Below are 25,808 nucleotides of genomic sequence, written 5' to 3' on the forward strand. Positions count from 1 at the left end.
CTTGTCCTTTCGGCCAACCCCCTTCACGCTTGGCCACACGACGAGGAGGGGGAGGGGCCGATGATCCCGGACGACGCGAGGCATGAATTGTCGAAGATGCTAGGCGAACGCCTCGCACTCGGAAAGAGCGATCTGGCGCTGCATGGCCGATCGGAGACGTGGCATCCCGAGATGCCGCCCGATGCCGTGGCCTATCCCGAGACGACGGAGGAGGTCGCCGATATCGTCCGGATCTGCGCGCGCCACCGCGTCCCGGTGATCGGCTGGGGCACCGGGACGGCGCTGGAGGGACACGGCTCGGCACCGCGCGGCGGCGTCACGGTGGATTTCCGGCGCATGGATGCGGTGCTCGAGGTGACGGCCGACGACATGCTGGTGCGCGTCCAGCCCGGTTGCACCCGCAGCCGTTTGGCCGAGGAATTGCGGGCGACCGGATTGATGTTCCCCGTCGATCCCGGCGCCGATGCCAGTCTGGGCGGCATGGCCTCCACGCGGGCAAGCGGAACCACGGCGGTCCGTTACGGCACGATGCGTGACCATGTGCGTGCGCTGGAGGTGGTGCTGGCCGACGGGCGGGTGATCCGGACCGGCAGCCGCGCGCGCAAGTCCTCGGCGGGCTATGACCTGACCAGCCTGTTCGTCGGTGCGGAGGGAACGCTGGGCCTGATCACGGAGCTGACGCTGAAGCTTCACGGACAGCCGGAGGCGGTGGCGTCGGCGGTCTGCGGGTTCGAGACGACGGAGGGCGCCATCACGGCGGTGATCGAAGCGATGCAGCTCGGCCTGACGCCGGCGCGCATCGAATATGTCGATGTGGCGACGGTGCGTATTCTCAATGCGGCGGACGGGGCCGACCTGCCCGAGATGCCGCATCTGCTGCTGGAGTTCCACGGCACGGACGATGCCGTCGCCGCAGAGGCCGCGCGAATGGGCGAGGTGGCGGCGGAAAACGGCGGTGGCGACTACCGCTGGGCGATCAGGGCAGAGGAGCGGACGGCGCTCTGGTCCATGCGCCATCGCGCCTACCACACGATCCTCGCCAGCCGGCCGGGAGCGACGGCCATCGTCACGGATGTCTGTGTGCCCGTGTCACGGTTGGGCGAAGCCATCGCGCGGGCCGAGGCGGAAATCGCGGATTCCGTGCTCGACGGACCGATCTTGGGCCATGTGGGGGACGGCAACTATCATGCGATCCTGATGGTGGACCGCGGATCGCAGACGGAGATTGATGAGGCGAAGCGGCTGTCGGACGCTATGGTCGCTCATGCGCTGGAATTCGGGGGAACGGCGACCGGAGAGCATGGTGTGGGCCTTGGCAAGCTGCACCTGATGGAGGCGGAGCATGGCGAGGCCTGGGACGTGATGGGTGCGCTGAAACGCGCGCTCGATCCCGAGGGGCTGATGAATCCCGGCAAGGTCGTGCGGCCGGAATGAACGACGGGCGGGGCCGGTGGATGAACGTCAACCGGCCCTCGCGACAACCGCCTCAGATATGCTCGACCGTCACCTTCGTGTCGTAGAAGGCAAGGTAGCCTTCGATCGGCTTGGCATCGGCTTTCATGACGTGCTCGTAGCTCCAGGCCGCGTCGTCGATCCGGTCGGATTGTCCGACATAGGTGAAGTAGCTTGCCTCGCCCTTGTGCGGACACTGGGTATGTGTCTGCGAAGGCTCGAGCAGTGCCATCGCCACGTCTTCGCGCGGGAAGTAGATGACAGCCGGTCCGCCATCCTCGACGAGAGCCAAGGCGTTGCGGCTCTCGACGAGGACGCCGTCGGTCGTGCGAACACTCCAGATGCCCGTGGCGGGCGCAATCTCGATATTGGCCATGAACGATCTCCTCTTCGATCTGAAGCGCGACCCTATGGGGTGCATCATCGGGCGGCAAGCCGCGTCAGAGCGGTGCGCAGGCGGCCACAAGCCAGTCGCGGTCGGCCGTATCGAGACGCGGGGCGAGGCGGGCGAGAACCTCCGCATGATACGTATCGATCCAGAAGCGTTCGTCGGGGCCGAGCAGGTCGGGCAGGATCAGGCGGCGGTCGATCGGCACCCATGTCAGCGTCTCGAAATCGAGCATGGCGCGGTCGTCGCCGCCTTCAATCCGCGCAGCCTCGCGCACGACGATCAGGTTCTCGAGCCGGATTCCGTAGCTGCCCTCGCGGTAATAGCCCGGCTCGTTCGACAGGATCATGCCCGGCGCGAGCGGGATCTGCGACGGGCGGGAGATTCGCATCGGGCCCTCGTGGACGCCAAGATAGACGCCGACGCCATGGCCGGTGCCGTGGTCGTAATCCCTGTGCTCGGCCCATAAGGGCGCGCGGGCCAGCGCGTCGAGATGCGCCCCGGCGACGCCCACAGGAAAGCGTGCGCGGCTCACGGCGATCATGCCCTGCAGGACGCGGGTGAAGGCGTGCGCAATCTCTCCCGGCGGCTGCTGCAGCGCGATCGTGCGCGTGATGTCGGTCGTCCCGTCGAGATACTGGCCGCCGGAATCCACGAGGATCGTCGGATCGTCGCCTAGGGGACGATTCGTCTCCTCGTTGACGCGGTAATGGATGATGGCGCCGTTCGGGCCGGACCCTGCGATCGTCTCGAACGCGATGTCGCGCAGCGCCCCGGTTTTGCGCCGGAAGTCTTCGAGCGCGCGGACCACGTCGATTTCGGCCGCGTCGCCGGGCCGGTCCTGGTCGAGCCAGCGAAGAAAGCGCACCATCGCCGCACCGTCGCGCAGATGTGCCTCGCGCGTGGCGGCGATCTCGGCGTCGCTCTTGCAGGCCTTGGGCAGCGCGATCGGGTCGGTCATGTGGACCGGATGGGCCAGCGCCCCGGCCAGTGCCACCGGACAGGTTGCGGGATCGAGCCCGACGCGTCCTTCCTGTGCGGCGAGATGATCCGTCAGGTGCGCCGGTTCGATCACCCGGACATCCGGCCCCAGATGATCGCGGACCGGATCGGCCTTGGTCGGGTCGCAGATGAGATCGACCTTCCCGTCCGCATGGATCAGGGCGAAGGCCTGCGCGATAGGCGTGCGGGCGATGTCGCCGCCGCGGATGTTCAGCAGCCACGCAATCGCGTCGGGCTGGTTCGTGAGAAAGGCGGCGACATTGTCGCGGGGCAGCACGTCCGCGATCATGGCCCGCTTCTGCGCCGCGCTGTGCCCGGCAAGTTCCTCTGGATAGGCGGTCATCGGCGCTGCGGGCGCATCGGGGCGGTTGGACCAGATCGCATCGACGCCATTGTCGGAGGCGATCAATTCGACCGCCTCAAGTTTCTGCAGGCCTTCGATTTCACGCACATTGTGCAGCATCGGGTCAAATCCGAGGCGCCCGCCATCGGCCATCGCTTCGGAAAGCCAGTCGGCGAGGGTCGTGGCCGGCCAGTCCACCCGCTCGAACGTCTCCGCGTCGGTCTGCACCCGGACCTGCGCGCGGTAGCGACCGTCGGTGAAAACCGCGGCCCTGTCCCGCAGGATGACGGCGAATCCCGCCGATCCGGTGAACCCCGTGATCCAGGCAAGGCGCTCGTCCCGGGGCGCGACATATTCGCCCTGATGCGCGTCGGCGCGGGGAACAAGGAAGGCGTCGAGGTCCGTCGACCGCATCCAGTCGCGCAGGGCGGCGACGCGGGGCGGGGCGGCATCGGGGCGGGCGGTGACGGCGAAGGTCTGGAACATCGGCGGCTCTCCGGCAAGGTTTCCCGCCCTTTGAGCACCCGGCGGCCCGAGGGGCCAGCCCCTCGGGCGCCTCAAGGTGTTTTTGCAGAGGCACCGCACCGGCAACCTCTACGGGAACGGCTGATGGCTCAAGCCACCCGGCGCATGCCCATCACCCTCGCGCGCTTGCGCGGATCGGTGTCAAACAGGCCCGCGAGTTGTTCGGTCATCGCGCCGGCGAGTTGCTCCACATCGGTGATCGTGACGGCCCGGTCGTAGTACCGGGTGACGTCATGGCCGATTCCGATGGCGAGAAGTTCGACCGCGCGGCGCTTCTGCACCATGGCGATGACATCGCGCAGATGCTTTTCGAGGAAGTTGGCGGGATTGACCGACAGCGTGGAATCATCGACGGGCGCCCCGTCGGAGATCACCATCAGGATCTTGCGGGCTTCGGGGCGGCCGATCATGCGCCGATGTGCCCATTCCAGCGCCTCGCCGTCGATATTCTCCTTCAGAAGCCCTTCCTTCATCATCAGCCCGAGATTGGGCCGCACCCGCCGCCACGGCGCATCCGCGGATTTGTAGATGATATGGCGCAGGTCGTTCAGGCGGCCGGGCGCGGCGGGGCGGCCGTCCTTCAGCCATTCCTCGCGCGAAAGCCCGCCTTTCCAGGCACGGGTCGTGAAGCCGAGGATCTCGACCTTGACGCCACACCGCTCCAAAGTCCGGGCGAGTACATCGGCACAGATCGCGGCAATCGAGATCGGTCGTCCGCGCATCGAGCCGGAATTGTCGAGAAGCAGCGTGACCACGGTGTCGCGGAACTCCATGTCCCGCTCCATCTTGAAGGAAAGCGGCGTCGTCGGATTCGCCACGACGCGGGCCAGACGCCCGGCATCGAGGATGCCTTCTTCCAGATCGAACTCCCACGACCGGTTCTGCTGTGCCTGCAATCGACGCTGCAACTTGTTGGCAAGCCGCGATACCGCGCCCTTCAGGGGGTCGAGCTGCTGATCGAGATATGCGCGCAAACGCTCCAGTTCGGCCGGCTCGGCGAGGTCTTCGGCGCCGACGACCTCGTCATGCGCATCGGTGTAGACGGTGTAATTTGGATCGGCATCGGAGACGGAGGGCGGGGGCGCGGGGTCCGTCGCCTCGTCCGACTCGGGCGTCTCGGCTTCCTCGCCGGCCTCGTCCTCGGCCATGTCGTCCATCGAGACCTGCGCCTGAGAGGGGTCGTCCTCGCTCTCCTGGCTCTGCTCGGGACTGGCTTCGTCTTCCTGGTCGTCGTCGTTCTCGCCGGTCGAGTCGGGCTCCTGTTCCTCCTCGTCGGCGGTACCCTCGTCCTCCTCCTCGTCGTCCATGTCGGGATCGTCGCCGAGCTGGTCGCCGTATCCGAGATCGTCGATCAACTGGCGGGCGAAGCGTGCGAAGGCCTGCTGATCGCCCAGCACCTCCTGAAGTTTGTCGGGGCGGTCGCCGGTCGCCTCCTCAATGAAGCCGCGCCAGAGCTCCAGGACGTTGTCGGCGCCCTTCGGCAGGTTGCGGCCGGTGGCAAGTTGCCGGATCCAGTAACCGGCCGCGGTCGCTAACGGCGCCTGCGCCTTGTCGGTGATGTCGCCGTAGCCCTTGCGCGCGGCCTCGACGCCGATCTTGGCGTCGATATTTCCCGCTGTGCCCGGCATTTGGCGCGCGCCGACGGCCTCGCAGCGGGCCGTTTCCATCGCGTCGTAAAGGTCCCGCGCCATATTGCCCTGCGGCATGTAACGGGCGTTGACTGCGGCATCGTGATGCCGGTGTCGCAGCGCGTAGGCATCCGCCGTACCCCGCGCCAGCAACACCTCGTCACGCGTCATCCGCCGCGACACCTGCGGCAAACGCATGGTCTCGTTCGTGCGGCCCGGCGGATCGACGGAATAACTGACGGACAGGTCCGGGTCATCGGCCATCGTCTTCGTGGCCTCGGCCAGCGCCTTCTTGAACGGATCGGCGGGATTGTCTGGGGGCATGCTCATGGTGTGCAATCTAGTGGAGCGACGGCGAAGCGCAATGCGGGGCGAAGACGCGAGGAAACCTCCTGCGCGTCAGCGGGTTGGAACAGGGACCATCGATCCCATGCGAAATCCGGTCGGTGGACGACATTGGGAGAACGACATGAAAACCTGCAAGACGAAGATTTTCGCCACCGTCGCAACGCTGGCGCTGGCAAGTGGACCTGCCCTCGCGCAGCAGAACGACATGCCCCTGCGCGACGGCGAACGCATGATCGAGCGGATTGATCCCATCTCGGGCGCGACGATTCGCATCATAACGCGTCAGCCCGCGCCGATGACGCAGGAAGGCGCCGAGGCATCCGGGCAGGACACGGCAAGCGAAGAAACTGGTTCGGCGAAGCAGATGCCTGCGGATGACGGCCAGTCCGACGTCGGCCGCACCGCGGAAAGCTACAGCCAGAGCCAGAGGCGTGACGAGCTCGCCTTTGGTGAGAACGAGCGCTTGGACGGCACGACGACTGGCGCGATCCGGTCGGCCGACGCGCCAACGATCGGCGTTACCGACCCGATGGGGGAGACGGAGGCCGCCAGCGGCGACATGGACGAGACCAATTTCGAGTTCGACGCTGCCGGGTTCGACATGAACGAGTTCGCTCGCGAACTTTATGAACTGGGCTACCGTCAGGGTTACGTCTCGGCGCTGACCGACCTTCGCATGCGCGCCGCGCGGCAGCAACAGATGCGGCGCGACAGCTCCATGCGCAGCCGCGACAATCGCGGCCAGATGCAAGGCGGGATGCAACAGCGCAACATGCCTCAGGGAAACATGATGCAGAGGGGCGACATGCAGCCCGGCAACATGCAGCGCGGCAACATGATGCCTCAGGGCGACATGTCGAACCGCATCCAGATCGGCCAGGATGCGAACGGCGACACAGTTGTTGTCCTGCCGCCGGGAATGACGCCGCAGATGTTCCTGCAACATATGTCGCGTATGCAGGCTGACTGAGCCGGCCTTAACAGACGGGAAAGGGCGGTCTCAGGCCGCCTTTTTTCATCTCCGACCGAGTGGGCGTGGCGCGACATCCGGTTGTACATGCCTCGTCTCACGATGAAGGCATCGTCCCTTACTTAAGGGCCTGCAGGATGCGGTCGCGCTATCTCCGGCGGTGGGCGGTGGTGGTCACTTAACGGCAGGTGTCCTGAAGCAGAAGCGGCGTTAAGGCTCCAGTGACGGACCAATAGAATACATGCCGCTGCGCCCGCACAAGCATCTGGTGCGGGCGCAACGCGAAGGGACGGGTCGTGCCGCGCGCTCGCTTGTGAGAAAGCGGCGCGGACAGAGCGGGTCAGCCGAGCGACATGCTCGCCGCGCTCTCCGGCAGTTCCTCGTCAAAGCAACGCTGGTAGAACTCGGCCACAGTCTGCCGCTCCAATTCGTCGCACTTGTTGAGGAAGGTCAGGCGGAAGGCATAACCCACGTCGCGGAAAATCTCCGCATTTTGCGCCCAGGCAAGGACCGTGCGCGGCGACATGACCGTCGACAGATCGCCGTTCATGAAGGCCGTGCGGGTCAGATCGGCGACCGTCACCATGCGCGAAATCGTTTGCCGGCCATCCTTGGTGTCGTAATCAGGATTCTTGGCCACGACGATCTCAACTTCGGCATCATGCTCGAGATAGTTGAGGGTCGCCACAAGCGACCACCGATCCATCTGCGCCTGATTGATCTGCTGTGTGCCGTGATAGAGGCCCGTCGTGTCGCCCAAGCCGACCGTGTTTGCCGTTGCAAAGAGACGGAACGACGGGTGCGGCGTCAGGATCGTGTTCTGGTCCATCAGCGTCAGCTTGCCGTCGGTTTCCAGTACGCGCTGGATCACGAACATCACGTCGGCGCGTCCGGCATCGTATTCGTCGAACACGATCGCCACCGGATTGCGCAGCGCCCAAGGCAGGATGCCTTCATGGAATTCCGTGACTTGCACGCCGTCCTTCAGACGGATCGCGTCCTTGCCGATCAGGTCGATCCGCGAGATGTGGCTGTCGAGATTGACGCGGACGCAGGGCCAGTTGAGCCGTGCGGCGACTTGCTCGATATGGGTGGATTTGCCCGTGCCGTGATAGCCCTGGATCATCACGCGCCGGTTCCAGCCGAAGCCCGCCAGGATCGCGAGGGTCGTATCGGGATCGAAGCGGTAGGTCGGATCGATCGGCGGCGTGCGATCCGACGGCGCCTCGAAGCCGAGCACCGTCATGTCGGTATCGATACCAAACGCCTCGCGGACGGAGATTTCCTTCGTCGGGGTCGCATCCATCATGTCCATCGCGCCGTCAGCCATGCGTGTCTCCTGTCTGGATCGGGGGTTCGCTTGCCCTATCGCCGATCCGCGCGCAAGGGTGCGGCGGCTTACCGATCGGCCGGTTCTGCGATAGGGTAGCGTCATGAAGCGTATCGTCATCCTCTGCGACGGCACTTGGGGTCACGTGGCTGCCCGCTATCCCACCAATGTCGTGCTGCTCGCGCGTGCGCTCATGCCGGTGGACAGCGACGATGTGATGCAGGTGCCTGTCTATGTGCCCGGCGTCGGCTCGGGGCGGCGGGGGGTTACACCGGTCGGGCGCGTTGCGGACCGCCTCTTGGGCGGGGCAATGGGTCTCGGGCTGATGGAGAACGTTGCCGAGGCCTATCTGCACTTGGTCTTCCTTTACGAGCCCGGCGATGAAATTTTCATCTTCGGCTTCTCGCGCGGGGCTTTTACGGCTCGGTCGCTGACGGGGCTGATCCGTTCGACAGGCATCCTCGACCGGATGCAGCTGGCGCGCCTGCCCGAGGTGCTGGCCCGCTACCGCAGTCGCGATCCCGACACGCACCCCGATAGTGACGCGAGCCGTCGATTTCGCATGGCGGTCTCGCCCCACCTCATGACCAGCGAAGCAGACAGGGATGCCTATGAGGAAAACGCCCGCGATCTGCGCCTGACGCCGCCGTTGCTGTTGCGACTGGCTTATCTCGGGGTGTGGGACACGGTGGGTGCACTGGGCGTGCCGAACCGTTTTCTTGGTCTGTCGAAGCTCTGGAACCGCCGCTATGCCTTTCACGACGCGAAGCTTTCGGGTCTGGTGCGCGCCGCACGGCACGCCGTTGCCCTCGATGAGCGCCGGCGCGAGTTCGAGCCGACCTTGTGGACGAACATCGATGCGCTGAACGCGGCTGGCGCGTCTGACGATCCGCTTTACCGGCAGCGCTATTTCGCCGGCGATCATAGCTCCGTCGGCGGCGGCGGGAAGATACGCTGTCTGTCGTCGATCGCACTGGACTGGATCATGGACGGTGCGGCGGTGCAGGGGCTAGCTTTCGATCCGGCCATTGCCGCGGAAATTGCTGCCGATCGCAATCCTTTCGGAGCGTTGACCAGCACGTCGCTTGTGGAGCGGGGGCTTGTTGCCGCGCTTGTGGAGCGTTTTGGGCGCGACCGGCGCGGGCCGAAGCATCTTATTGACCTCCATCCCGCAGTTCTGGAACGCTGGGCGTTCGAGACTGATGCGGGCGGTTGGCCACCTTACCGCCCCGGCAGTCTCCGCGCCTTGCAGTCCGAGCTTAGTGCTTGGCGCAAGGCGCGGCTGTCCGAGCCAAATAGCGAAACCCGGATCACTTGAAGTTGCGACTGTCTTTCAGCTGATCCCAAGCCCAGACGACCTCCCCGAGTTGCTCCTCTTGGCTGCGGTCGCCCCCGTTCATGTCGGGGTGCAGAACCTTGATGAGCGATTTGTAGGCCTTGCGGATCGCCGCCTTGTCCCAGTCGTCCCGCCCGTCGAGGATCTCCAGCGCCTTGCGCTCGGTCGGCGGCAATTTGCGCCCGACCGTTCCGCGGCCGGGGTTCCGCGTGGCGTTGCCGCCGAGAACCTGATGCGCATCCTCGATCCCCAGACGCGCCCAAGCGCGCTCCTCCACACTGCGGCGGAAGGGACGGGTTGCGTTGTCCTTCGCATCCTGCTGCGAAAGCTCCGCCTCGGTCGCGCCGTCGAAGAAGTTCCACTTCAGGTTGTATTCACGGACGTGGTCCTTGCAGAACCAGTAGAAGTCATCGCGCGAATCCCGGCTTTTCGGCGCGCGAAACTTGCCGCCCTCTTCGCATCCCTCGTGATCGCAGACGCGCGTCGACGTTTCGACCGCGCCCGTCATGCCGCGACGCCCGCGCGGATTGCGCTTCTTCGCAGTGGAGACACGCATGTCGAAGTTGAATGGATCGTTGCCTGCCATGCGACACCCCCTTTCGGCCCGAGGCACCGGAGTTTAATCATCGGTGCGGCGGAGGGAAGGCCCTTCGGACGGAAAATTGGTGCGGCATCCGCGCCGGGGAGGATGAATCCATGGCAGTGCAGGACGAGATCGAGGAACGGCTACGGCAGGCACTGGATCCGTCGCGCCTGGAGGTGATCAACGAGAGCCATCGCCATGCCGGTCACGCAGGCGATGACGGGTCAGGGGAGAGCCATTGGCACGTGGTCATCGTGTCGCCGGCCTTCGCAGATAAGCCGCGGATCGCGCAGCACCGCATGGTGCATTCAGCGCTGGGGGGGCTGATGGACCGAATCCACGCCCTGTCGATGGACCTCTCCGCAGGTTGACGAGCGGCGGCGTAAGGGGCTGAATTAGCTTTGCCTGTGCGCGCTCGCGACCTCCGGCTTCTAGCTGCGGCAAGACCGGGAATATCACGCAAATCGCGTGATCAGACCTCGCCACGTGGCGTTGGAGACCCCGAAGCCGCTTTGGCCCGTGACAGGCGCACGTGGGGCGACGGCGCAACAGGTGTGCTTGCGCCGTCGCACGATCGCGGAGGGATGAGTCGGACCGTCAGAGGCCGAGCTTCGCGCTTACCACCTCGTTGACCGCCTTCGGGTTCGCTTTTCCGCCCGTCGCCTTCATCACCTGACCCACGAACCAGCCCGCCAGCTTGGGATTGGCCTTGGCCTTTTCGACCTGCGCGGGATTGGCGGCGATGATCTTGTCGACGGCGGTCTCGATCGCGCCGGTATCAGTGACCTGGCGCATGCCGCGCGCCTCCACGATCTCCGCCGGATCGCCGCCTTCGGTATAGACGATCTCGAACAGGTCCTTCGCGATCTTACCGGAGATGTCGCCCGCCTCGATCAGGCGGATGATCCCGCCGAGTTGGTCGGGCGAAACCGGACTGTCCTCGATCTCGCGCTCGTCCTTTTTCAGACGCCCGAACAGGTCGTTGATGACCCAGTTGGCGGAAACCTTGCCGTTGCCGGATTTGGCGACGACCGCCTCGAAAAAGGTGGCGGATGCGGTGTCAGCGGTCAGGACGCTCGCGTCATAATCCGACAGGCCGAAGCTCTCGATAAACCGGGCTTTCTTGACGTCGGGCAGTTCCGGTAGGGCGGAGGCAATATCGTCCACCCATTCCTGCTCGATTTCCAGCGGAAGCAGATCGGGATCGGGGAAGTAGCGGTAATCATGCGCTTCTTCCTTGGAGCGCATGGACCGCGTCTCGCCCTTGTCGGGGTCGTAGAGCCGCGTTTCCTGAATCACGCTTTCGCCACGCTCCAGCAGGGCGATCTGGCGGCGGGCTTCGTAGTCGATTGCGGCCTGGATGAAGCGCAGGGAGTTCATATTCTTGATTTCGCAGCGGGTGCCCAGATGCGAGAAATCCTGCGTTTCCTGATACCGCTCGTAGGAGCCGGCGCGGCAGACCGAGACATTGACGTCCGCGCGCAAATTGCCGTTCTGCATGTTGCCGTCGCAGGTGCCCAAGTAGCGCATGATCTGACGCAGCTTGGTGACGTAGGCGGCGGCCTCCTCGGGACCCCGGATGTCGGGGCGCGAGACGATCTCCATCAGCGCGACGCCGGTGCGGTTGAGATCCACGAAAGACATCGCCGGGTCCATGTCGTGGATCGACTTGCCTGCATCCTGCTCGAGGTGGATGCGCTCGATCCGGACCTGTCGGGCCGTACCGTCGGGCATCTCGACCAGCACCTCGCCCTCACCGACGATGGGGTGGTAAAGCTGGCTGATCTGATAGCCCTGCGGCAGGTCCGGATAGAAGTAATTCTTGCGGTCGAACGCCGATTTCAGGTGGATCTCCGCCTTCAGGCCCAGCCCCGTGCGCACCGTCTGCGCGACGCAGATCTCGTTGATCACCGGCAGCATGCCCGGCATGCCGGCATCCACGAATGCGACGTTGGCGTTCGGCTCGGCACCGAAGCGCGTCGAGGCGCCGGAGAACAGCTTGGCGTTCGAGGCGACCTGAGCATGCACCTCCATCCCGATCACGAGCTCCCAGTCGTGTTTTTCGCCGGCGATGACGCGCGGTTCGGGGGCGGGCTTTTCGGCGGCGAGGTCGAGCATGATCGGGTCTCCGGTGCTGGATCGGGGCGGGTTTACGGCGCGGAGGTCGCGGCGACAAGCGGCGGAGACACGCCTGTTCGAGCGAGTCTGCGCTCCGGCGCTTTGCCGGACCACCGGGCGGATGTTACGTGCCGCGGCGTCAGGGGGCTTTTTTGTAACCAGCCTCGGGACGAGTGACCCGCGATATTGGGTTGCCGAAGGGAAGTACCGCCAGATGCGGTGACTTTGGGCATAACTTTAGACGACGCCGGGAGTTTTCGAAGATGACGAATCGGATTGGATTCAAGCTGCGCGGATTGGCCAGACGGGCGGCGGTGGCCGCGGTTATTGGTCTCGCGGGCGCACCGGTGGCGGCGGACGAAGCCGCGGATCTCGCGCCCGGGGGCCTTGTGACGGTGCCCAGCACGATGTCGACCGTGACGCCATCCTCTCGTTTGGCTCCGGACGGCTCGCTGCGCCCCGCGAACCGGCCGCGCGTGACGGAACTGCCGGATCTGCGCTGGGACCATATCCGCGGCTCATCGCGCTGGACTGCGGCCGCCATGAGCGCCCTCGACAGCCATGGACAGCGTTTGGTCGATACGGTGCCGAGCGACATCGCCCAATGGTGCCCGGCCTATCCCGAGGCCGGCGAATGGGAGCGCAAGGCGTTCTGGGCCGGGCTTCTGTCGACGCTTGCCAAGCACGAGAGCACGTGGCGTCCGAAAGCGGTTGGCGGCGGCGGGTTGTGGTACGGGCTGGTGCAAATCCTTCCCGCGACCGCGCGCGGCTATGGATGTGCGGCCAAGACGGGTGAGGATCTGAAGGACGGGGCGCTCAATATGTCCTGTGCTGTACGTATCCTGAACCGCACCGTGCCGCGCGACGGCGTCGTCGCCCGCGGGATGCGGGGCGTCGCGGCCGACTGGGGGCCGTTCCACTCCTCCGCCAAGCGTGAGGATATGCGCAATTGGCTGACGCGCCAGCCCTTCTGCAACGGTCTGACCGCATCGGCCCGCCCGGTGCCGCGTCCGGACTGGCTGGGCGCGCCGGCGGGCGAGGCGGATGTCGTGCCGCTTTTCGTGACGTGGCAAATGGACAAGCACCTGCAGGTGGACGGACCGGATTGGTCCGATTTCGAAATGGCGTCGGACGGGTAGAGCGCGGCTCCTGCGCTCCTCGCCTACAACACCAGAAGCCATCCCGAGATCGTGAGCACTGAGGCCGCCGTTCCGATTAGCACCGAAGAGGCGCAAATGCGGACGGCGCGGCCATGCATTGCGGCAAACAGATACGAGTTCACGCCCGGCGCCATTGCCGCCGTCAATACGGCGGCGCGGAACGGGCCGGGGGCGAGGCCCAGGATCGTACCCGCCAGATAGACCCATGTCGGATGCAGGACCAAGGCACAGCCGACGCAGAGCGCGATGCCGCGTGCATCCCCTTCGGGTCGATATTGCACGAGCACACCTCCCAAGCCGAACAGCGCCGCCGGAAGGGCCGCGCGGGCGATGAGGTCGGTCGCCTCTTCGACCGGGCCGGGCAGGGGAAGGCCCGACAGATTCACCATCAGACCGAGCGCCACGCCGATCATCAGAGAATTGCGTGACATCGACCATGATACGGCCCGTACGCCACCAATGAATCCGCCGCCGCCCGCGCGAACGATCTCCATCGCCGTGATCCCGGTGAGGTAGCAGAAGGCCGCGTGCAGCGCGATGATGGCATAGTTCGGCTCCAGCGATTGGGCGCCGTAGGCCCGCTCCGCAATCGGCAGGCCGAGCAGGACGGTGTTGGCGAACATGGCCGCGAAGCCGACGGCGACCGCATCTTCGCGCCCGCGCTTCAGCCACAAGAGCATACCCGCAATCGCCGAGCCGAACACCACGAGAGAGCCGGAATAATAGGCCGCGAGCAACCGCCAATCAAAGCCTGCGGAGAGGTCGAACCGGACCATCGCGAGAAACAGCAGGCACGGGATCGCGAATCGCTGCGTGAAAACCATGAGGCCGTCGACCTGCCCTTGGCTGAACAGGCCGCGCCAGGTGGCGACATAGCCCGCCCCGATGATGAGAAAGACGGGGATGGTGACGGCGAAAACGTCGAGCATCGATCAGATCGCTGGACCGTCACGCATCGGCCAACTCGATCACCATGCCGTCATGCGCCGGGGTCACGTTGAGCGGCGTCTCCGCGTCGATTCGCGCCCAGTCGAGGTCGATATGCATGTTCGTGAGCACCCCGCGCTTGGGCGTCATCCTCTCGAACCACGCAAGCGTCTCGGAGAGCGAGAGGTGGGAAGGGTGGCCCGTGCGACGCAGCGCGTCGAGAACCCAGACATCGAGTCCCGTCAGCGCCTGTTCGGCCTCGGCCGGGATCGTGTTGACGTCGGGCATGTAGCACAGGCCCCCGATGCGGAAGCCGAGCGCATCGATGTCGCCATGCCCGACCGGCACCGGCCAGAGCGTGACCGCCCCCCCCGCGCCGTCGACGGTAACCGGGCCGTCGATCGTGTTGTGCCGCAGGATGGGAGGGTAATTCGAGCCCGGCGGCGTCTCGTAGACATACCCGAAACGGGCGCTGAGCGCGGCATAGGTCGGATCGTCGGCCCAAGTGTCTAGGATGCGACGCTGATTGAAGACGATCATCCGCAGGTCGTCGATGCCGTGGGTATGGTCGGCGTGGGCGTGGGTCCAGACGACGCCGTCGAGATTGCCAACGCCCGCGTCCAGCAGTTGTTCGCGCAGATCGGGCGACGTGTCGATCAGCACGCGGGTGGTGCCGTCGGGCCCTGTCCGCTCCACCAGCATCGAGCAGCGCCGACGGCGGTTGCGCGGATCGTTCGGATCGCACGCGCCCCAATGGCCGCCGAGGCGCGGCACGCCGCCGGACGAGCCGCAGCCGAGAATTGTAAAGCGTAGCGTCATGGCGCCTTCATGCGCGCCCGCGTTGCGAGGGGCAAGCGGCCGCAGGCATGCGATTTCGAAACCGTCATCATGAATATTCGGACCTCATGTTCGTCTGGCTGAAAAACTCTCGGAGGCAGGCGCGTCGGGCTCACAATGGCCAGAAAAACAGTGTTGCCGGCAGCGAGACCACGAGGATCAGGACCGTCAGCGGCAGGCCCATCTGCCAGTAATCGCCGAAGCGGTACCCGCCCGGGCCGAGGATCAGCGTGTTGTTCTTGTGCCCGATCGGCGTGAGAAACGCACAGGACGCGGAGATGGCGACGGCGATCAGGAACGTGTCCGGGTTCACGCCGAGCGTGCGGGCCATGTCGATGCCGACCGGGGCGGCGACGATCGCGGTTGCCGTGTTGTTCAGCACCGCCGACATGACCATCGTCACGACCATCAGAAGACCCATGGCGACCCAGACCGGGCGCCCGAAAGTTATCGCCCCCAGCCATTCGGCGATGAGTTCCGTCCCGCCAGAGGTCTCCAGCGCGGCCCCGAGAGGGATCATTGAACCCAGCAGGACAACCACGGGCCATTCCACCTGATCGTAGAGTTCGTGCAGCGGCACGATCCGGCCGACTGCGTACGCGACGACCACGACACCGAGCGCGACAGTCAGGTCGATCAGCCCAAAGCTCGCCCCGAGGACGGCGGCGGCGAAGAGGCCGACGGCGGGCCAGACCTTCTTGTTCTCGGTGACGGCGAGGCCCCGATTGGCCAGAGGCAGCGCGCCGAGCCACTCGACGACCTCCTCGACCGATTCCGTCGGCACGAGCAGCAGCAGGATGTCGCCCGCCTGAACTTTTTCGCGCCGCAGCCGCTCCGTGATGCGGCGACCGCGCCGGGAGATTCCCATGAGGATCGTCCGCTGGCGCCACGCCAGACCGATGGCCTGCGCGGAGCGGCCGTTGATGCGGCTGTCGTCGCGCACGACCACCTCCACAAGGCTGAGCCCCTGATCGGCCGCATCGAGCAACGTCATGCGGCGGTTGTCGGAAAATTCAAGCTTCTCTCCGGCGCGAAACTCATCGAGCTCCTCCGGCTTTGCCTCGAGGATCAGCGCATCGCCCGCCTCGATCGTGGCGTTGCGGGCCGATCCGAACATGCGCCGCCCGCCACGCAGCAGGCCGATGATATGCACGCCCGTCTCGTCGCAGGCGTCGTAGAGGGCGGACACCTTGTCGCCGACGCGAGAGTTGCCTTCGGGCACCGTCAACTCGGCTACGTAACGCGCGCTATCGTCGGTGCCGCGCCCGCCCTGTGCGTCGGTGTCGGGATTGTTCATGCCCGGCAGAAGACGCCAGCCCACCAGCGCCACGAAGAGCAGGCCCGCAAGTGCGGTGACGAGGCCGACCGGCGCGAAGTCGAACATCCGGAAGCTTTCGCCGAATTGATCCTGACGAATGCCGGCGATCACGATGTTGGGCGGCGTCCCGATCAGCGTGATCGTGCCGCCAAGGATCGTCGCGAAACTCAGCGGCATCAGGGTCTTCCCGGGCAGCCGGCCCGCCTTGCGCGCGGTTGCGATATCCACCGGCATCAGCAGGGCCAGGGCGGCGACGTTGTTCATGAAGGCCGACAGGATCGCGCCAATCCCGCCCATGGTCGTGATGTGAGACGCGATCCCGCGCTTGGCATCGACGAGGTTGCGTGTGATGAGCAGGACCGCCCCCGACCGCACGAGGCCCGCCGAGACGATCAGCACGAGCGCCACGATCAGCGTCGCAGGGTGGCCGAAGCCGTAGAACGCCTCCTCCTTCGGGACGACCCCGAGGATGATGCCGAGCAGCAACGCCGTGAACGCCACGATGTCATAGCGAAACCGCCCCCAGAGCAGCATGATGAAGACGCCGCCGAACAGGGCGAAGAGGATGATCTGATCGTTCGTCATGATTGGGTGGTGTCCCTTTGCTCCGGCGGATGTAGCGCGCGACGCGGGGGACACGCAAACGGGCACCGCAACGACGCGCGGTATGCCCGCCCTGGGATTGCGGAGGTCGCGGACCCGGCGCTATAGGGCGGGTCGAACCATCGACATGACCGGAGAGAGTCCTATGGCGGGCCACAGCAAATGGGCGAATATCCAGCATCGCAAGGGCCGGCAGGACAAGCTGCGCGCCAAGCTGTTCTCACGGCTGTCAAAGGAGATCACGGTCGCCGCCAAGATGGGTGACCCCGATCCCGACAAGAACCCCCGCCTGCGCCTTGCGGTGAAGGAGGCGAAGTCGCAGTCGATGCCCAAGGACAATATCGAGCGCGCGATTGCCAAGGCGTCCGGCGGCGAAGGCGAGAATTACGACGAAATCCGCTACGAGGGGTACGGCCCGAACGGCGTGGCGATCATCGTCGAGGCGATGACCGACAACCGCAACCGCACGGCATCCTCGGTACGCTCCACCTTCGCGAAGAATGGCGGCAATCTGGGTGAGACGGGATCGGTCGGCTTCATGTTCGATCGCAAGGGGCAGATCGTGTACCCTGCGGCGGTCGGCGACGAGGACACCGTCATGATGGCCGCGATCGAGGCCGGTGCGGAAGATGTCGAATCGGATGCGGAGACGCATGTGATCTGGTGCGCCGATACCGATCTCGCCGCCGTTTCCGGCGCGCTTGAGGCGAGCTTGGGCGAGGCGGAGTCGACGAAGCTGGTCTGGCGCCCGCAGACGACGACGGAACTCGATCTCGAAGGGATGCAGCAGCTGATGAAGCTGATCGAGGCGCTGGAGGACGACGACGACGTTCAGAACGTCACCGCCAATTTCGAGGCCAGCGACGAGGTCATGGCGCAGATCTGAGGCGGTAGCGCCCCGGACGCGGCCAGACCCCTGCGGAGGGAGAGCAGTCATGTCGAACGACGATCTGGGCATGACCTACGAACGCCCGTATCTGTTGATCCTCAGCGCTTGTATCGCGATACTTGGATGCGCGGTTCTGGTGGTGTCGATCCTTGTGGCGGACGTCGTCGTTCCGGACCATGACTGGGTCGCCGACACGATCAGCGACCTTGGCGCGGGAGAATACGAGTTGATCGTCGATGCCGGGCTGTACTCCTATGCGGCGGGTCTGATTGCGCTCGCCATCGGGGCCGCGCATTGCCATCTGGGCGAGCGCGGCTGGACGGCGGGGATTTTCTCGCTGTTGATGCTCGGCGTGATCGTCCTGCTGATCGGCGCGCGCAACGAATACGGCGATGACGATAATGCGGGGCCGGTGCTTCATGTCTATTTCGTCTATATCTTCGGTGCGCTTGTGGCGCTCGCGCCGTGGGCGATGTCGGCGGGCGCCTGCACCGTGTCCAAGTTGTCCGAGCGGGTCCTCAAGGGCGTGACGATCGTCTGGGTTCCGCTGGCTCCCGTCTTCTTCTTCATGCCGACGGGCTATGACGGCATCTACGAGCGGTTCCTTGGCCTGATCGCGTCCGTTTTCATGATCGGGCTGGCCCTTGTCTTCCTCAAGCGGGCGCGTGTGCTGCGCGGCCGGGGGGACAGGGGCTATGAGCCGGGGGTGCGAGACACGACCTGACGCGCTTTACGGCGCCGCTTCGGCACGCCAAGGGCAACGGATGCTCGCCACCTTCCTCTCCGGTTTCGGCCTCGGTCTGTCGCTGATCCTCGCGATCGGAGCGCAGAACGCGTTCGTGCTGCGGCAAGGGTTACGCGGGGAGTATGTCCTGCCCGTGGTGCTGACTTGCGCCTTCTCGGATGCGGTGCTGATCAGTGCGGGTATCGCAGGTTTCGGTGCGGTGATCGGGACAGTCCCGTGGGTGCTGCCGGTGTTCCGGTGGGGCGGCGCGGTTTTCCTCATCGTCTATGGGGCTCGGGCGGCTTGGTCGGCTTGGTGCGGTGGCGCGGTGATGCGGCCGGACGGAGAGGCCGGCGGCCTTCGTCGCGCCGTTCTGACCTGCCTCGCGCTGACTTGGCTGAACCCTCATGTCTACCTCGACACGGTGATCCTGCTCGGGGCCATCGGTGCGCAATCGCCGGCGCCGAGCGTGTTCGGTGCGGGCGCCGTGGCCGCATCCTTCGTCTTCTTCGCGTCATTGGGCTACGGCGCGGCCTCGTTGCGTCCGATGTTCGCGCGGCCCGGTTCTTGGCGGGCGCTGGATGTCGGAGTTGCACTGGTGATGTGGGCGATCGCCGCAAAGCTGCTTTTAAGCTGCCCCGCGGCTTGCAGCCGCGGGGCAGGGGGGTAAAGCCTGCGGGATGGATCGCGCCGCCCCTTCCCGCCCTGCCCAAGGTATCCTCTGGATGGTGGCGACGGGTGCGCTCTTTATCGCGGTCACGGCGGTGGTGAAACATGCGGCCCAGGACCTGCCTGCGGCGGAGGCGGCGTTCCTGCGCTATCTTCTGGGCATCTTCCTGCTGCTCCCCCTCGGGAGGAGCTTGATAGGGGCGCGAATGCCCGCGCGTGATGTGGCGCTGTTCGCTGGTCGGGGCGTGGCGCATACCCTAGCGGTGATCTTGTGGTTCTACGCAATGACGCAGATCCCGATCGCCGAGGTCACCGCGATGAACTACCTCAATCCTGTCTATGTGACGCTGGGGGCGGCGCTCTTCCTCGGGGAGCGGCTGGCACTTCCGCGCATCATGGCCGTCGTGATGGCCCTTTTGGGGGTCGTGGTCATCCTTCGGCCTGGTTTTCGGGAGGTCGAGACGGGGCATGTGGCGATGCTGGCGACGGCGGTCCTGTTCGGCGTCTCCTACCTGATGGCCAAGCCCCTGTCGGGCCGCCATTCGGCGCAGATGGTGGTGGCGATGCTATCGATCTGGGTCACCTTGGGGCTCGCGCCCTTTGCCATCGCGGTCTGGGTGACACCGAGCATCGCGGATCTGGGTTGGATGTTGCTCGTCGCGATCTTTGCCACGGCGGGCCATTACACGATGACGCGCGCGTTCGAGGCGGCTCCCGTATCGGTGACGCAGCCGGTGACGTTCCTTCAGATGGTCTGGGCGGTGCTTCTGGGATGGGCGCTGTTCAACGAGCCGCCAGACGGGTTCGTGATTTTTGGTGCGGCAATCATTATCGCCTCGGTCAGCTTCATCGCTTGGCGCGAGGCGCGGCTGAAGCGGCAGGTGACGCCGCCATCACCGGCAGCGAAGTACTGAACGTCGAATTAACGCACGTTCGGTTTCGGGATTGTCTTCGGGGGCTTTCGACGTCAGTTCGAGAGTATGTTAAGGCTTTGTTCTATTCTGGTGCTCCTTGCCGCTCCGCTCGCGGCCGAGACGCTGAGCGGTACGGTTCGGGTCGTCGATGCCGACACGATCGACATCGGGGCATCCGCGAATGTGCGCCTGCTGGGGATCGATGCGGCGGAAGCGGACCAGACCTGTCGCGATGACAACGGCGTGGTTCTGCCTTGCGGGCGCTTTGCGAGCGATGCTGCTCGGTCGCTCTATGAAGGGGAGGTTGCGCGTTGCGAGGTGAGCGAGCGTGACCGGTATGGCCGGTACCTTGCCACCTGTACCGTGGCGGGCCGGAACATGAATTCCGAGCTTGTCCGCCTCGGCATTGCCCGGCGCTATCGCGACAATCCCCGCTACTTCGAGGAAGAGAAGGAGGCACGACTTCTGGCGCGCGGCCTCTGGGCATACGAGATGGAGAATCCCGCCCTGTGGCGCGCGGAGCAGCGGGAGTTGCGGATCGAAGATAACGCGCCGGAAGGCCGGTGCGCGATCAAGGGCAACATTTCCGATAACGGGCGGATCTACCACCTGCCGGGATCCCGATTTTATGGACCGACACGCATCGATGAGCGGCGGGGCGAACGCTGGTTCTGCTCCGAGGCGGAGGCGCGCGCGGCGGGGTGGCGGAGGGCTAGGTGACCGGATCCTGCGGGCTGACGCCGGCTCCCTCGACCCGCGCCTTGAAGTTCTCGAAGAACGTGTCCGCCATCTTGGCCGCGAAGCTGTCCACGACGCGCGATCCGAGTTGTGCGATCTTGCCGCCGACCTTGGCATCGACCGAATAGGCCAACTCCGTACCCTCGGGCACCTCGAGAAGCCGCACATCCGCGCCGCCCTTTGCAAAACCCGCAACGCCGCCCTTGCCTTCGCCCGCGATGCGGTAGCTCTCCGGCGGGTTGGCGTCCGACACGGTCACCACGCCTTTGAACGTCGCTTTTACCGGGCCGACCTTCTGTTTGACGGTGGCCTCAAACCCTTCCTCGGCCGACCCCGACAATTCTTCGCAGCCGGGGATGCAGGCGCGCAGGGTTTCCGGATCGTTGAGGTGGCCCCAGACAGTTTCGCGCGGTGCTGCGATGATGCGGCTTCCTGTCAGTTCCATTCGGGCCTCCCTCCGTTTCGTTGTGCGCAGCTTGTCCGAAATGCGCGCGGCGTCAATCGTTCAGATCGTGGCGAGGCGGCGGTTGCGGCGGATCGTCAGCAGAACCGCGCCGATCGAAGCCGTGCCGGAACACACCATCAGCAGGATCAGGGGCAGGGCACCGCCGCCAAATCCAAGAAGCCAACCCGCAAGCGCCGACAGGGCCGCGCCGCCCCCGATCATGATCGAACCGCCAAGGCCCGAAGCCGTACCCGCAAGGTGCGGGCGGACCGACAGCATCCCCGCCGTGGCGTTCGGAATCACCATGCCGTTGCCGAGGCCAACGAATGTCATGAAGCCGAAAAACGTCCAGGGTGACGTGAAGCCGATCAGCGTCAGGAGGAGGAGGAGCCCGAGCCCCGAGGCCTGTCCAATAGCGCCGAACAGGATCATCCGGTCGATGCCGAGTGCGGTCGAATAGCGGCCCGAGATGCCGTTACCCACGAAATAGCCGAGCGCGGGCGCACCGAAGAACAGGCCCAGTTCGGCCGGCTCCATCCCGAAGACCTGCGCCCCGACGAAGGGGGCGCCGCCGAGATAGGCGAAGAACGCGCCTGATGCGAAGGCCGAGGCGAGGCAGTAACCCCAGAAGCGCGGCGACGTCAGAAGTTCGGGATATTGCCGGACCTGATCACGGAGGCTGCCGCCGGAGCGGGGTGCCGTTTCGCCGAGGTCGATCCAGGTGAGCATCCACAAGGCCGCGCCCGTCCCGAGCAGGAGCCAGAAGTTCGCCTGCCACCCGAAGGCCCCCTGAAGCAGGCCGCCAATGGCGGGGCCGACCATGGGAACGACCGACATTCCCATCGTCACCCAGCCCAGCATTGAGGCGGCCTTGTCTTGGGGGTAGAGGTCTCGCACGATGGCGCGGCTGAGCACCATGGCGACGACGACTGCCGCCTGCGCCATCCGGAAGGCCAGGAATATTTCGATTGTCGGCGCCCAGAGGCAGCCGATCGTCGCCAGCAGGAACAGGACGATCCCGGTCAGGATCACCGGGCGGCGACCATACCGGTCCGAGATGGGGCCGACGAAGAGCTGCAGGACCGCATTGACGCCGAGATAGAGCCCGACCGACAGCTGGATCAGGCTGTAATCCGCCGCGAACCATTCGGCCATTGCCGGCAGCGACGGCAAGAAGACGTTCATCGCCAAAGTGGACGTGCCAACGAGCGCCACGAGCGTCAGGATATGAGGCGGAGTGCGCGTAGGCCGCGTTCCGGGGGAGGCGGGATGATCGGTCATTATGGCCATCATAGTGCGCTACGCCCCTTCCGCCTGCCTGTCCAATCGCGCCCACGCACAGGCGGGTGTGCGCGAACGGCGAGCCGCACAAGCCCCCTTTCCGGCGGCGACACCGGCGACTAGGCTCCGCTCCAAGAGGGAGGAAGCGCATGAAGGATATACTCGAACAGCTTGAGGCGCGGCGCGCCGAAGCGCGCGCGGGCGGGGGCGAACGCCGGATCGACGCGCAGCATGCGAAGGGCAAGCTGACGGCGCGGGAACGGATCGAACTGCTGCTCGATCCCGGCAGCTTCGAGGAGTTCGACATGTTCGTCGCACACCGTGCCACGGATTTCGGGATGGCGGAGGAGCGCCCGGCGGGCGACGGCGTTGTCACGGGCTGGGGCACGGTAAACGGGCGCCTCGTTTATCTGTTCAGCCAGGATTTCACCGTATTCGGAGGCTCGCTCAGCGAGACCCACGCCCAGAAGATCTGCAAGATTCAGGACATGGCGCTGCAAAACGGTGCTCCCGTGATCGGTCTCAACGATTCCGGGGGCGCGCGTATTCAGGAGGGGGTGGCGAGCCTCGCGGGCTATGCCGAGGTCTTCCAGCGCAACATCGACGCATCCGGTGTCATTCCGCAGATCAGCGTCATCATGGGGCCATGTGCGGGTGGCGCGGTTTATTCGCCCGCCATGACCGACTTCATCTTCATGGTCCGCGATTCCAGCTACATGTTCGTGACCGGCCCCGACGTGGTAAAGACCGTCACCAATGAAGTCGTCACCGCCGAAGAATTGGGCGGCGCGGGTACACATACAAAACGTTCGGGCGTCGCCGATCTGGCCTTCGAAAATGATGTGGAAGCGTTGGCCGAGACGCGGCGGCTGATCGACTTTCTACCGCTGTCGAATCGGGAGGGGGCACCGATACGACCGTTCTTCGACAAGCCCGACCGGGACGAGCCGAGCCTCGACACCCTGATCCCCGACAACCCCAACAGCCCCTACGACATGGCGGAACTGATCGAAAAGCTCGCGGACGAGGGGGACTTCTTCGAGTTGGCCTCCGATTTCGCACGCAACATCCTGACCGGGTTCATCCGGATCGAGGGGCGGACGATCGGTGTGGTGGCGAACCAGCCGCTGGTGCTGGCCGGCTGTCTCGACATCGATTCGAGCCGGAAGGCTGCGAAGTTCGTGCGGTTCTGCGACGCGTTCGAAATTCCGCTGCTGACGCTGGTGGACGTGCCGGGTTTCCTGCCGGGGACGAGTCAGGAATATGGTGGCGTGATCAAGCACGGGGCGAAGCTGCTTTATGCTTATGGAGAGGCGACGGTGCCGAAGGTCACGCTGATCACCCGAAAAGCTTATGGCGGGGCCTATGACGTGATGTCGTCCAAGCATCTGCGTGCCGACTTCAACTACGCTTGGCCGACGGCGGAAATTGCGGTGATGGGCGCCAAGGGCGCGGTCGAAATCCTCTACCGCTCGGAGCGTGGCGACCCGGAGAAGATCGCCGCACGCACGAAGGATTATGAGGACCGGTTCGCCAATCCCTTCGTGGCCGCCGAAAAAGGCTTCGTCGACGAGGTGATCATGCCGAGGAACTCACGAAAGCGGATCGCCCGCGCGTTTGCCAGTCTCCGCACCAAGCGCCAGGAGCGGCCGTGGCGCAAGCATGGGACGATCCCTCTGTAACGGTGTCGGGAACGTAGCGCACAGCATGAGGGTTTGTCCGGCGAAACCGTTGGGAGCCCCGTCATGACCAAGGACCATGGACCGCAAATCAAGGACGACGATGCCTACGAATCGCTGCGCGAGAAGGGGGCGTCGAAGGAGAAGGCCGCTCGCATCGCCAATGCGCGGGCGAACAAGGACATGCATCCATCCGAAAAGGGCGGTCATGCGGAGCGTTATGAGGACCGCACGAAGGATGAGCTAATGGACCGCGCCCGCGAGATCGGCATCGAGGGACGATCCAAGATGAATAAAGACGAGCTGATCGACGCGTTGCGCAACCACTGACTCTGACTGCGCAGGCGCTGGGCGCTCGGGAGCGTCTTTCCGGATGATTCGAGATTATGCGGGAATTTTGGTGAAGTTGCGTATGGTGGATGATCGTCTTGCGACAACGCTCTGAGAGAGGCGTCCGTCTGGAGCGGTTCGTCCTTGGCGGAATGGATAAATCCGACCTCGCGATTGGGCGATGCGGAAGGTTGCGTGGCCGATGCGCCGCAATCGGTACGAATGGTTTTTGGCGCACTGGAACCTTTCTCGAGATCACTGCATTGTGACGGCATGGGCCTGCGCCGCACCGGCAACCGTGCCCGAGACCAAGACAGGAGTTTCCTAATGTCCACGATCACCAAAGCCGCCACCGTTCTCGGCCTCACCGTTCTTGTCGCCGCTTGTGGCGGCCGTAACGACGCCGTTCAGGACGACGCCGTATTCGTTCCCGTCACGCCGGAGCCGGTGTCGACGAAGTACTGATCTTCGGGCGAAATCAACTGTTGCCCGGCCAACGGGTACAGAGAAGAGCCGGCGCTGCGGGAAACTGCGGAGCCGGCTCTCTTCGTGAAGAACGGCGTTTGCGGGTTGCCCGCTGCTCGATCGCCGCTTGCCGGTTTCCTGACTTTGTCCGGCAAGTTTATCTGGCGAGACGCACACATCTGTTTTGGCCAAATGGAGTTTGCGCAAAGATTGGTGAAGCGCCAGACTACACGACACAGCCGTTTTTGGGGTGGCCGAGACCGGCAAGAGAGATTCTTCTGGTGGACTCGACCTCGCCAAAGGAACGGTCCCTTGAATATCCGTGCTCTCGCCGATCTCCAGAAAACGCTAACTCCGCATGTGCCGTTGGGCAAGTCACGGCTCGAGACGCTCTGCATGATCCTGCTTGGCATGATCAGCGCCCGAACGGTGAACCTGACGCATATCGCGAGCGAGCGGCCAAGTCGCGCCATGGTTGCATCGACCTATCGCCGTCTGCAACGCTTCTTCCAACACGTGTGCCTGCCCGAGGATTGGAGCGTGGGCATCGTGATCTCGCTGCTCGGCAATCCTCGCCCTTGGCATCTCTGTCTCGACCGCACCAACTGGAAGATCGGCAAGACCGACGTTAACGTCCTCGTGTTGGCCGTCATCACGGTCAAGTTCCGCGTCCCGCTGATGTGGACCATGCTCCCGCATTCCGGCAACAGCACGACCGCGCAGCGCATCGCGCTGATGAAGCGGTATCTCGCGTATTTCGACGCCTCAACCGTTCGGGTGCTGCTGGCGGATCGTGAGTTCATCGG

At 65.0% G+C, this 25,808-nt stretch carries 25 protein-coding genes; 14 read left to right on the forward strand and 11 right to left on the reverse strand.

Annotated elements, in window-relative coordinates; translation table 11 throughout:
- Positions 1-60 precede the first annotated feature (60 nt).
- On the forward strand, positions 61-1,434 hold the full coding sequence (locus JSE7799_RS14855) for an FAD-binding oxidoreductase (protein ID WP_055664304.1): 1,374 nt from the start codon (positions 61-63) through the stop codon (positions 1,432-1,434).
- 52 nt (positions 1,435-1,486) lie between these two features.
- Here the strand turns inward: JSE7799_RS14855 and JSE7799_RS14860 are convergent, their stop codons facing one another.
- The 3 genes from JSE7799_RS14860 to cobT all read right to left on the reverse strand — a co-directional run bounded on the left by JSE7799_RS14860 (position 1,487) and on the right by cobT (position 5,668).
- Positions 1,487-1,828, reverse strand: coding sequence for a DUF427 domain-containing protein (locus JSE7799_RS14860; RefSeq protein ID WP_055664305.1), 342 nt, complete (start codon positions 1,826-1,828; stop codon positions 1,487-1,489).
- A 64-nt stretch (positions 1,829-1,892) separates the two neighbouring features.
- A complete protein-coding gene (locus JSE7799_RS14865; RefSeq protein WP_055664306.1) occupies positions 1,893-3,671 on the reverse strand; it encodes an aminopeptidase P family protein in 1,779 nt (592 codons plus the stop codon).
- Positions 3,672-3,799: 128 nt separating this feature from the next.
- The gene (cobT, locus tag JSE7799_RS14870; protein ID WP_055664307.1) at positions 3,800-5,668 is read right to left on the reverse strand and encodes a cobaltochelatase subunit CobT; all 1,869 of its coding nucleotides are present in this window, start codon (positions 5,666-5,668) and stop codon (positions 3,800-3,802) included.
- Between the two features lie 139 nt (positions 5,669-5,807).
- Here cobT and JSE7799_RS14875 point away from each other — a divergent pair, with 139 nt between their 5' ends.
- Positions 5,808-6,656, forward strand: a complete 849-nt coding sequence (locus JSE7799_RS14875) for a hypothetical protein (RefSeq protein ID WP_055664308.1) — start codon at positions 5,808-5,810, stop codon at positions 6,654-6,656.
- A gap of 340 nt (positions 6,657-6,996) precedes the next feature.
- Here JSE7799_RS14875 and cobS read toward each other — a convergent pair whose 3' ends face one another.
- Complete coding sequence (cobS, locus tag JSE7799_RS14880) at positions 6,997-7,986, reverse strand: cobaltochelatase subunit CobS (protein WP_055664309.1); 990 nt, start codon at positions 7,984-7,986, stop codon at positions 6,997-6,999.
- Between the two features lie 103 nt (positions 7,987-8,089).
- Here cobS and JSE7799_RS14885 point away from each other — a divergent pair, with 103 nt between their 5' ends.
- Positions 8,090-9,304 carry a T6SS phospholipase effector Tle1-like catalytic domain-containing protein gene (locus JSE7799_RS14885; protein WP_055664310.1) on the forward strand — a complete coding sequence of 405 codons (1,215 nt, stop codon included), beginning with the start codon at positions 8,090-8,092 and terminating at the stop codon, positions 9,302-9,304.
- Here JSE7799_RS14885 and JSE7799_RS14890 read toward each other — a convergent pair.
- Entirely contained in the window at positions 9,297-9,908 is a 612-nt protein-coding gene (locus JSE7799_RS14890; RefSeq protein ID WP_055664311.1) for a J domain-containing protein, read from the reverse strand. The two genes, JSE7799_RS14885 and JSE7799_RS14890, sit on opposite strands and share 8 nt — an antisense overlap.
- A 110-nt stretch (positions 9,909-10,018) precedes the next feature.
- On the opposite strand from JSE7799_RS14890, the gene JSE7799_RS14895 reads away from it, so the two are divergent.
- Positions 10,019-10,276: a BolA family protein gene (locus tag JSE7799_RS14895; protein WP_055664312.1), complete on the forward strand. Its 258-nt coding sequence runs from the start codon at positions 10,019-10,021 to the stop codon at positions 10,274-10,276.
- Positions 10,277-10,502: 226 nt separating this feature from the next.
- On the opposite strand, the gene gatB is transcribed toward JSE7799_RS14895, so the two are convergent.
- The gene (gene gatB / locus JSE7799_RS14900) at positions 10,503-12,023 is read right to left on the reverse strand and encodes an Asp-tRNA(Asn)/Glu-tRNA(Gln) amidotransferase subunit GatB (protein WP_055664313.1); all 1,521 of its coding nucleotides are present in this window, start codon (positions 12,021-12,023) and stop codon (positions 10,503-10,505) included.
- Positions 12,024-12,286: 263 nt separating this feature from the next.
- Here gatB and JSE7799_RS14905 point away from each other — a divergent pair, with 263 nt between their 5' ends.
- Positions 12,287-13,162 carry a transglycosylase SLT domain-containing protein gene (locus JSE7799_RS14905; protein ID WP_083480615.1) on the forward strand — a complete coding sequence of 292 codons (876 nt, stop codon included), beginning with the start codon at positions 12,287-12,289 and terminating at the stop codon, positions 13,160-13,162.
- Between the two features lie 23 nt (positions 13,163-13,185).
- On the opposite strand, the gene JSE7799_RS14910 is transcribed toward JSE7799_RS14905, so the two are convergent.
- The 3 genes from JSE7799_RS14910 to JSE7799_RS14920 all read right to left on the reverse strand — a co-directional run bounded on the left by JSE7799_RS14910 (position 13,186) and on the right by JSE7799_RS14920 (position 16,850).
- Positions 13,186-14,112 carry an AEC family transporter gene (locus JSE7799_RS14910; protein WP_055664314.1) on the reverse strand — a complete coding sequence of 309 codons (927 nt, stop codon included), beginning with the start codon at positions 14,110-14,112 and terminating at the stop codon, positions 13,186-13,188.
- A 19-nt stretch (positions 14,113-14,131) separates the two neighbouring features.
- Entirely contained in the window at positions 14,132-14,929 is a 798-nt protein-coding gene (locus JSE7799_RS14915) for an MBL fold metallo-hydrolase (RefSeq protein WP_055664315.1), read from the reverse strand.
- Between the two features lie 130 nt (positions 14,930-15,059).
- A complete protein-coding gene (locus JSE7799_RS14920; protein ID WP_055664316.1) occupies positions 15,060-16,850 on the reverse strand; it encodes an SLC13 family permease in 1,791 nt (596 codons plus the stop codon).
- A 163-nt stretch (positions 16,851-17,013) separates the two neighbouring features.
- On the opposite strand from JSE7799_RS14920, the gene JSE7799_RS14925 reads away from it, so the two are divergent.
- The 5 genes from JSE7799_RS14925 to JSE7799_RS14945 all read left to right on the forward strand — a co-directional run bounded on the left by JSE7799_RS14925 (position 17,014) and on the right by JSE7799_RS14945 (position 20,784).
- Positions 17,014-17,754: a YebC/PmpR family DNA-binding transcriptional regulator gene (locus tag JSE7799_RS14925; RefSeq protein WP_055664317.1), complete on the forward strand. Its 741-nt coding sequence runs from the start codon at positions 17,014-17,016 to the stop codon at positions 17,752-17,754.
- 49 nt (positions 17,755-17,803) lie between these two features.
- The gene (locus tag JSE7799_RS14930) at positions 17,804-18,481 is read left to right on the forward strand and encodes a DUF998 domain-containing protein (RefSeq protein ID WP_055664318.1); all 678 of its coding nucleotides are present in this window, start codon (positions 17,804-17,806) and stop codon (positions 18,479-18,481) included.
- Between the two features lie 40 nt (positions 18,482-18,521).
- Positions 18,522-19,151 carry a LysE/ArgO family amino acid transporter gene (locus tag JSE7799_RS14935; protein ID WP_055664319.1) on the forward strand — a complete coding sequence of 210 codons (630 nt, stop codon included), beginning with the start codon at positions 18,522-18,524 and terminating at the stop codon, positions 19,149-19,151.
- A gap of 10 nt (positions 19,152-19,161) precedes the next feature.
- Entirely contained in the window at positions 19,162-20,064 is a 903-nt protein-coding gene (locus tag JSE7799_RS14940) for a DMT family transporter (RefSeq protein ID WP_055664320.1), read from the forward strand.
- A 90-nt stretch (positions 20,065-20,154) separates the two neighbouring features.
- A complete protein-coding gene (locus JSE7799_RS14945) occupies positions 20,155-20,784 on the forward strand; it encodes a thermonuclease family protein (RefSeq protein WP_245624907.1) in 630 nt (209 codons plus the stop codon).
- Here the strand turns inward: JSE7799_RS14945 and JSE7799_RS14950 are convergent.
- Both JSE7799_RS14950 and JSE7799_RS14955 read right to left on the reverse strand, forming a co-directional pair.
- A complete protein-coding gene (locus tag JSE7799_RS14950; protein ID WP_055664322.1) occupies positions 20,777-21,247 on the reverse strand; it encodes an SRPBCC family protein in 471 nt (156 codons plus the stop codon). The two genes, JSE7799_RS14945 and JSE7799_RS14950, sit on opposite strands and share 8 nt — an antisense overlap.
- 60 nt (positions 21,248-21,307) lie before the next feature.
- Complete coding sequence (locus JSE7799_RS14955; RefSeq protein ID WP_055664328.1) at positions 21,308-22,528, reverse strand: multidrug effflux MFS transporter; 1,221 nt, start codon at positions 22,526-22,528, stop codon at positions 21,308-21,310.
- A 149-nt stretch (positions 22,529-22,677) separates the two neighbouring features.
- Between JSE7799_RS14955 and JSE7799_RS14960 the strand changes: the two genes are divergently transcribed.
- The 4 genes from JSE7799_RS14960 to JSE7799_RS14970 form a co-directional block, all read left to right on the forward strand.
- A complete protein-coding gene (locus JSE7799_RS14960; protein ID WP_055664323.1) occupies positions 22,678-24,210 on the forward strand; it encodes an acyl-CoA carboxylase subunit beta in 1,533 nt (510 codons plus the stop codon).
- Between the two features lie 63 nt (positions 24,211-24,273).
- Positions 24,274-24,537 (forward strand): DUF7218 family protein, encoded by a 264-nt coding sequence (locus JSE7799_RS14965; protein ID WP_055664324.1) that lies wholly within the window; start codon positions 24,274-24,276, stop codon positions 24,535-24,537.
- 327 nt (positions 24,538-24,864) lie between these two features.
- Positions 24,865-25,002 carry a hypothetical protein gene (locus tag JSE7799_RS21150; protein ID WP_186201971.1) on the forward strand — a complete coding sequence of 46 codons (138 nt, stop codon included), beginning with the start codon at positions 24,865-24,867 and terminating at the stop codon, positions 25,000-25,002.
- A gap of 312 nt (positions 25,003-25,314) precedes the next feature.
- The coding region (locus JSE7799_RS14970; protein WP_503089891.1) for a transposase family protein at positions 25,315-25,808 on the forward strand (494 nt) is incomplete at its 3' end.

This window comes from Jannaschia seosinensis (assembly GCF_001408515.1).
Classification (GTDB): Bacteria; Pseudomonadota; Alphaproteobacteria; order Rhodobacterales; family Rhodobacteraceae; genus Jannaschia; species Jannaschia seosinensis.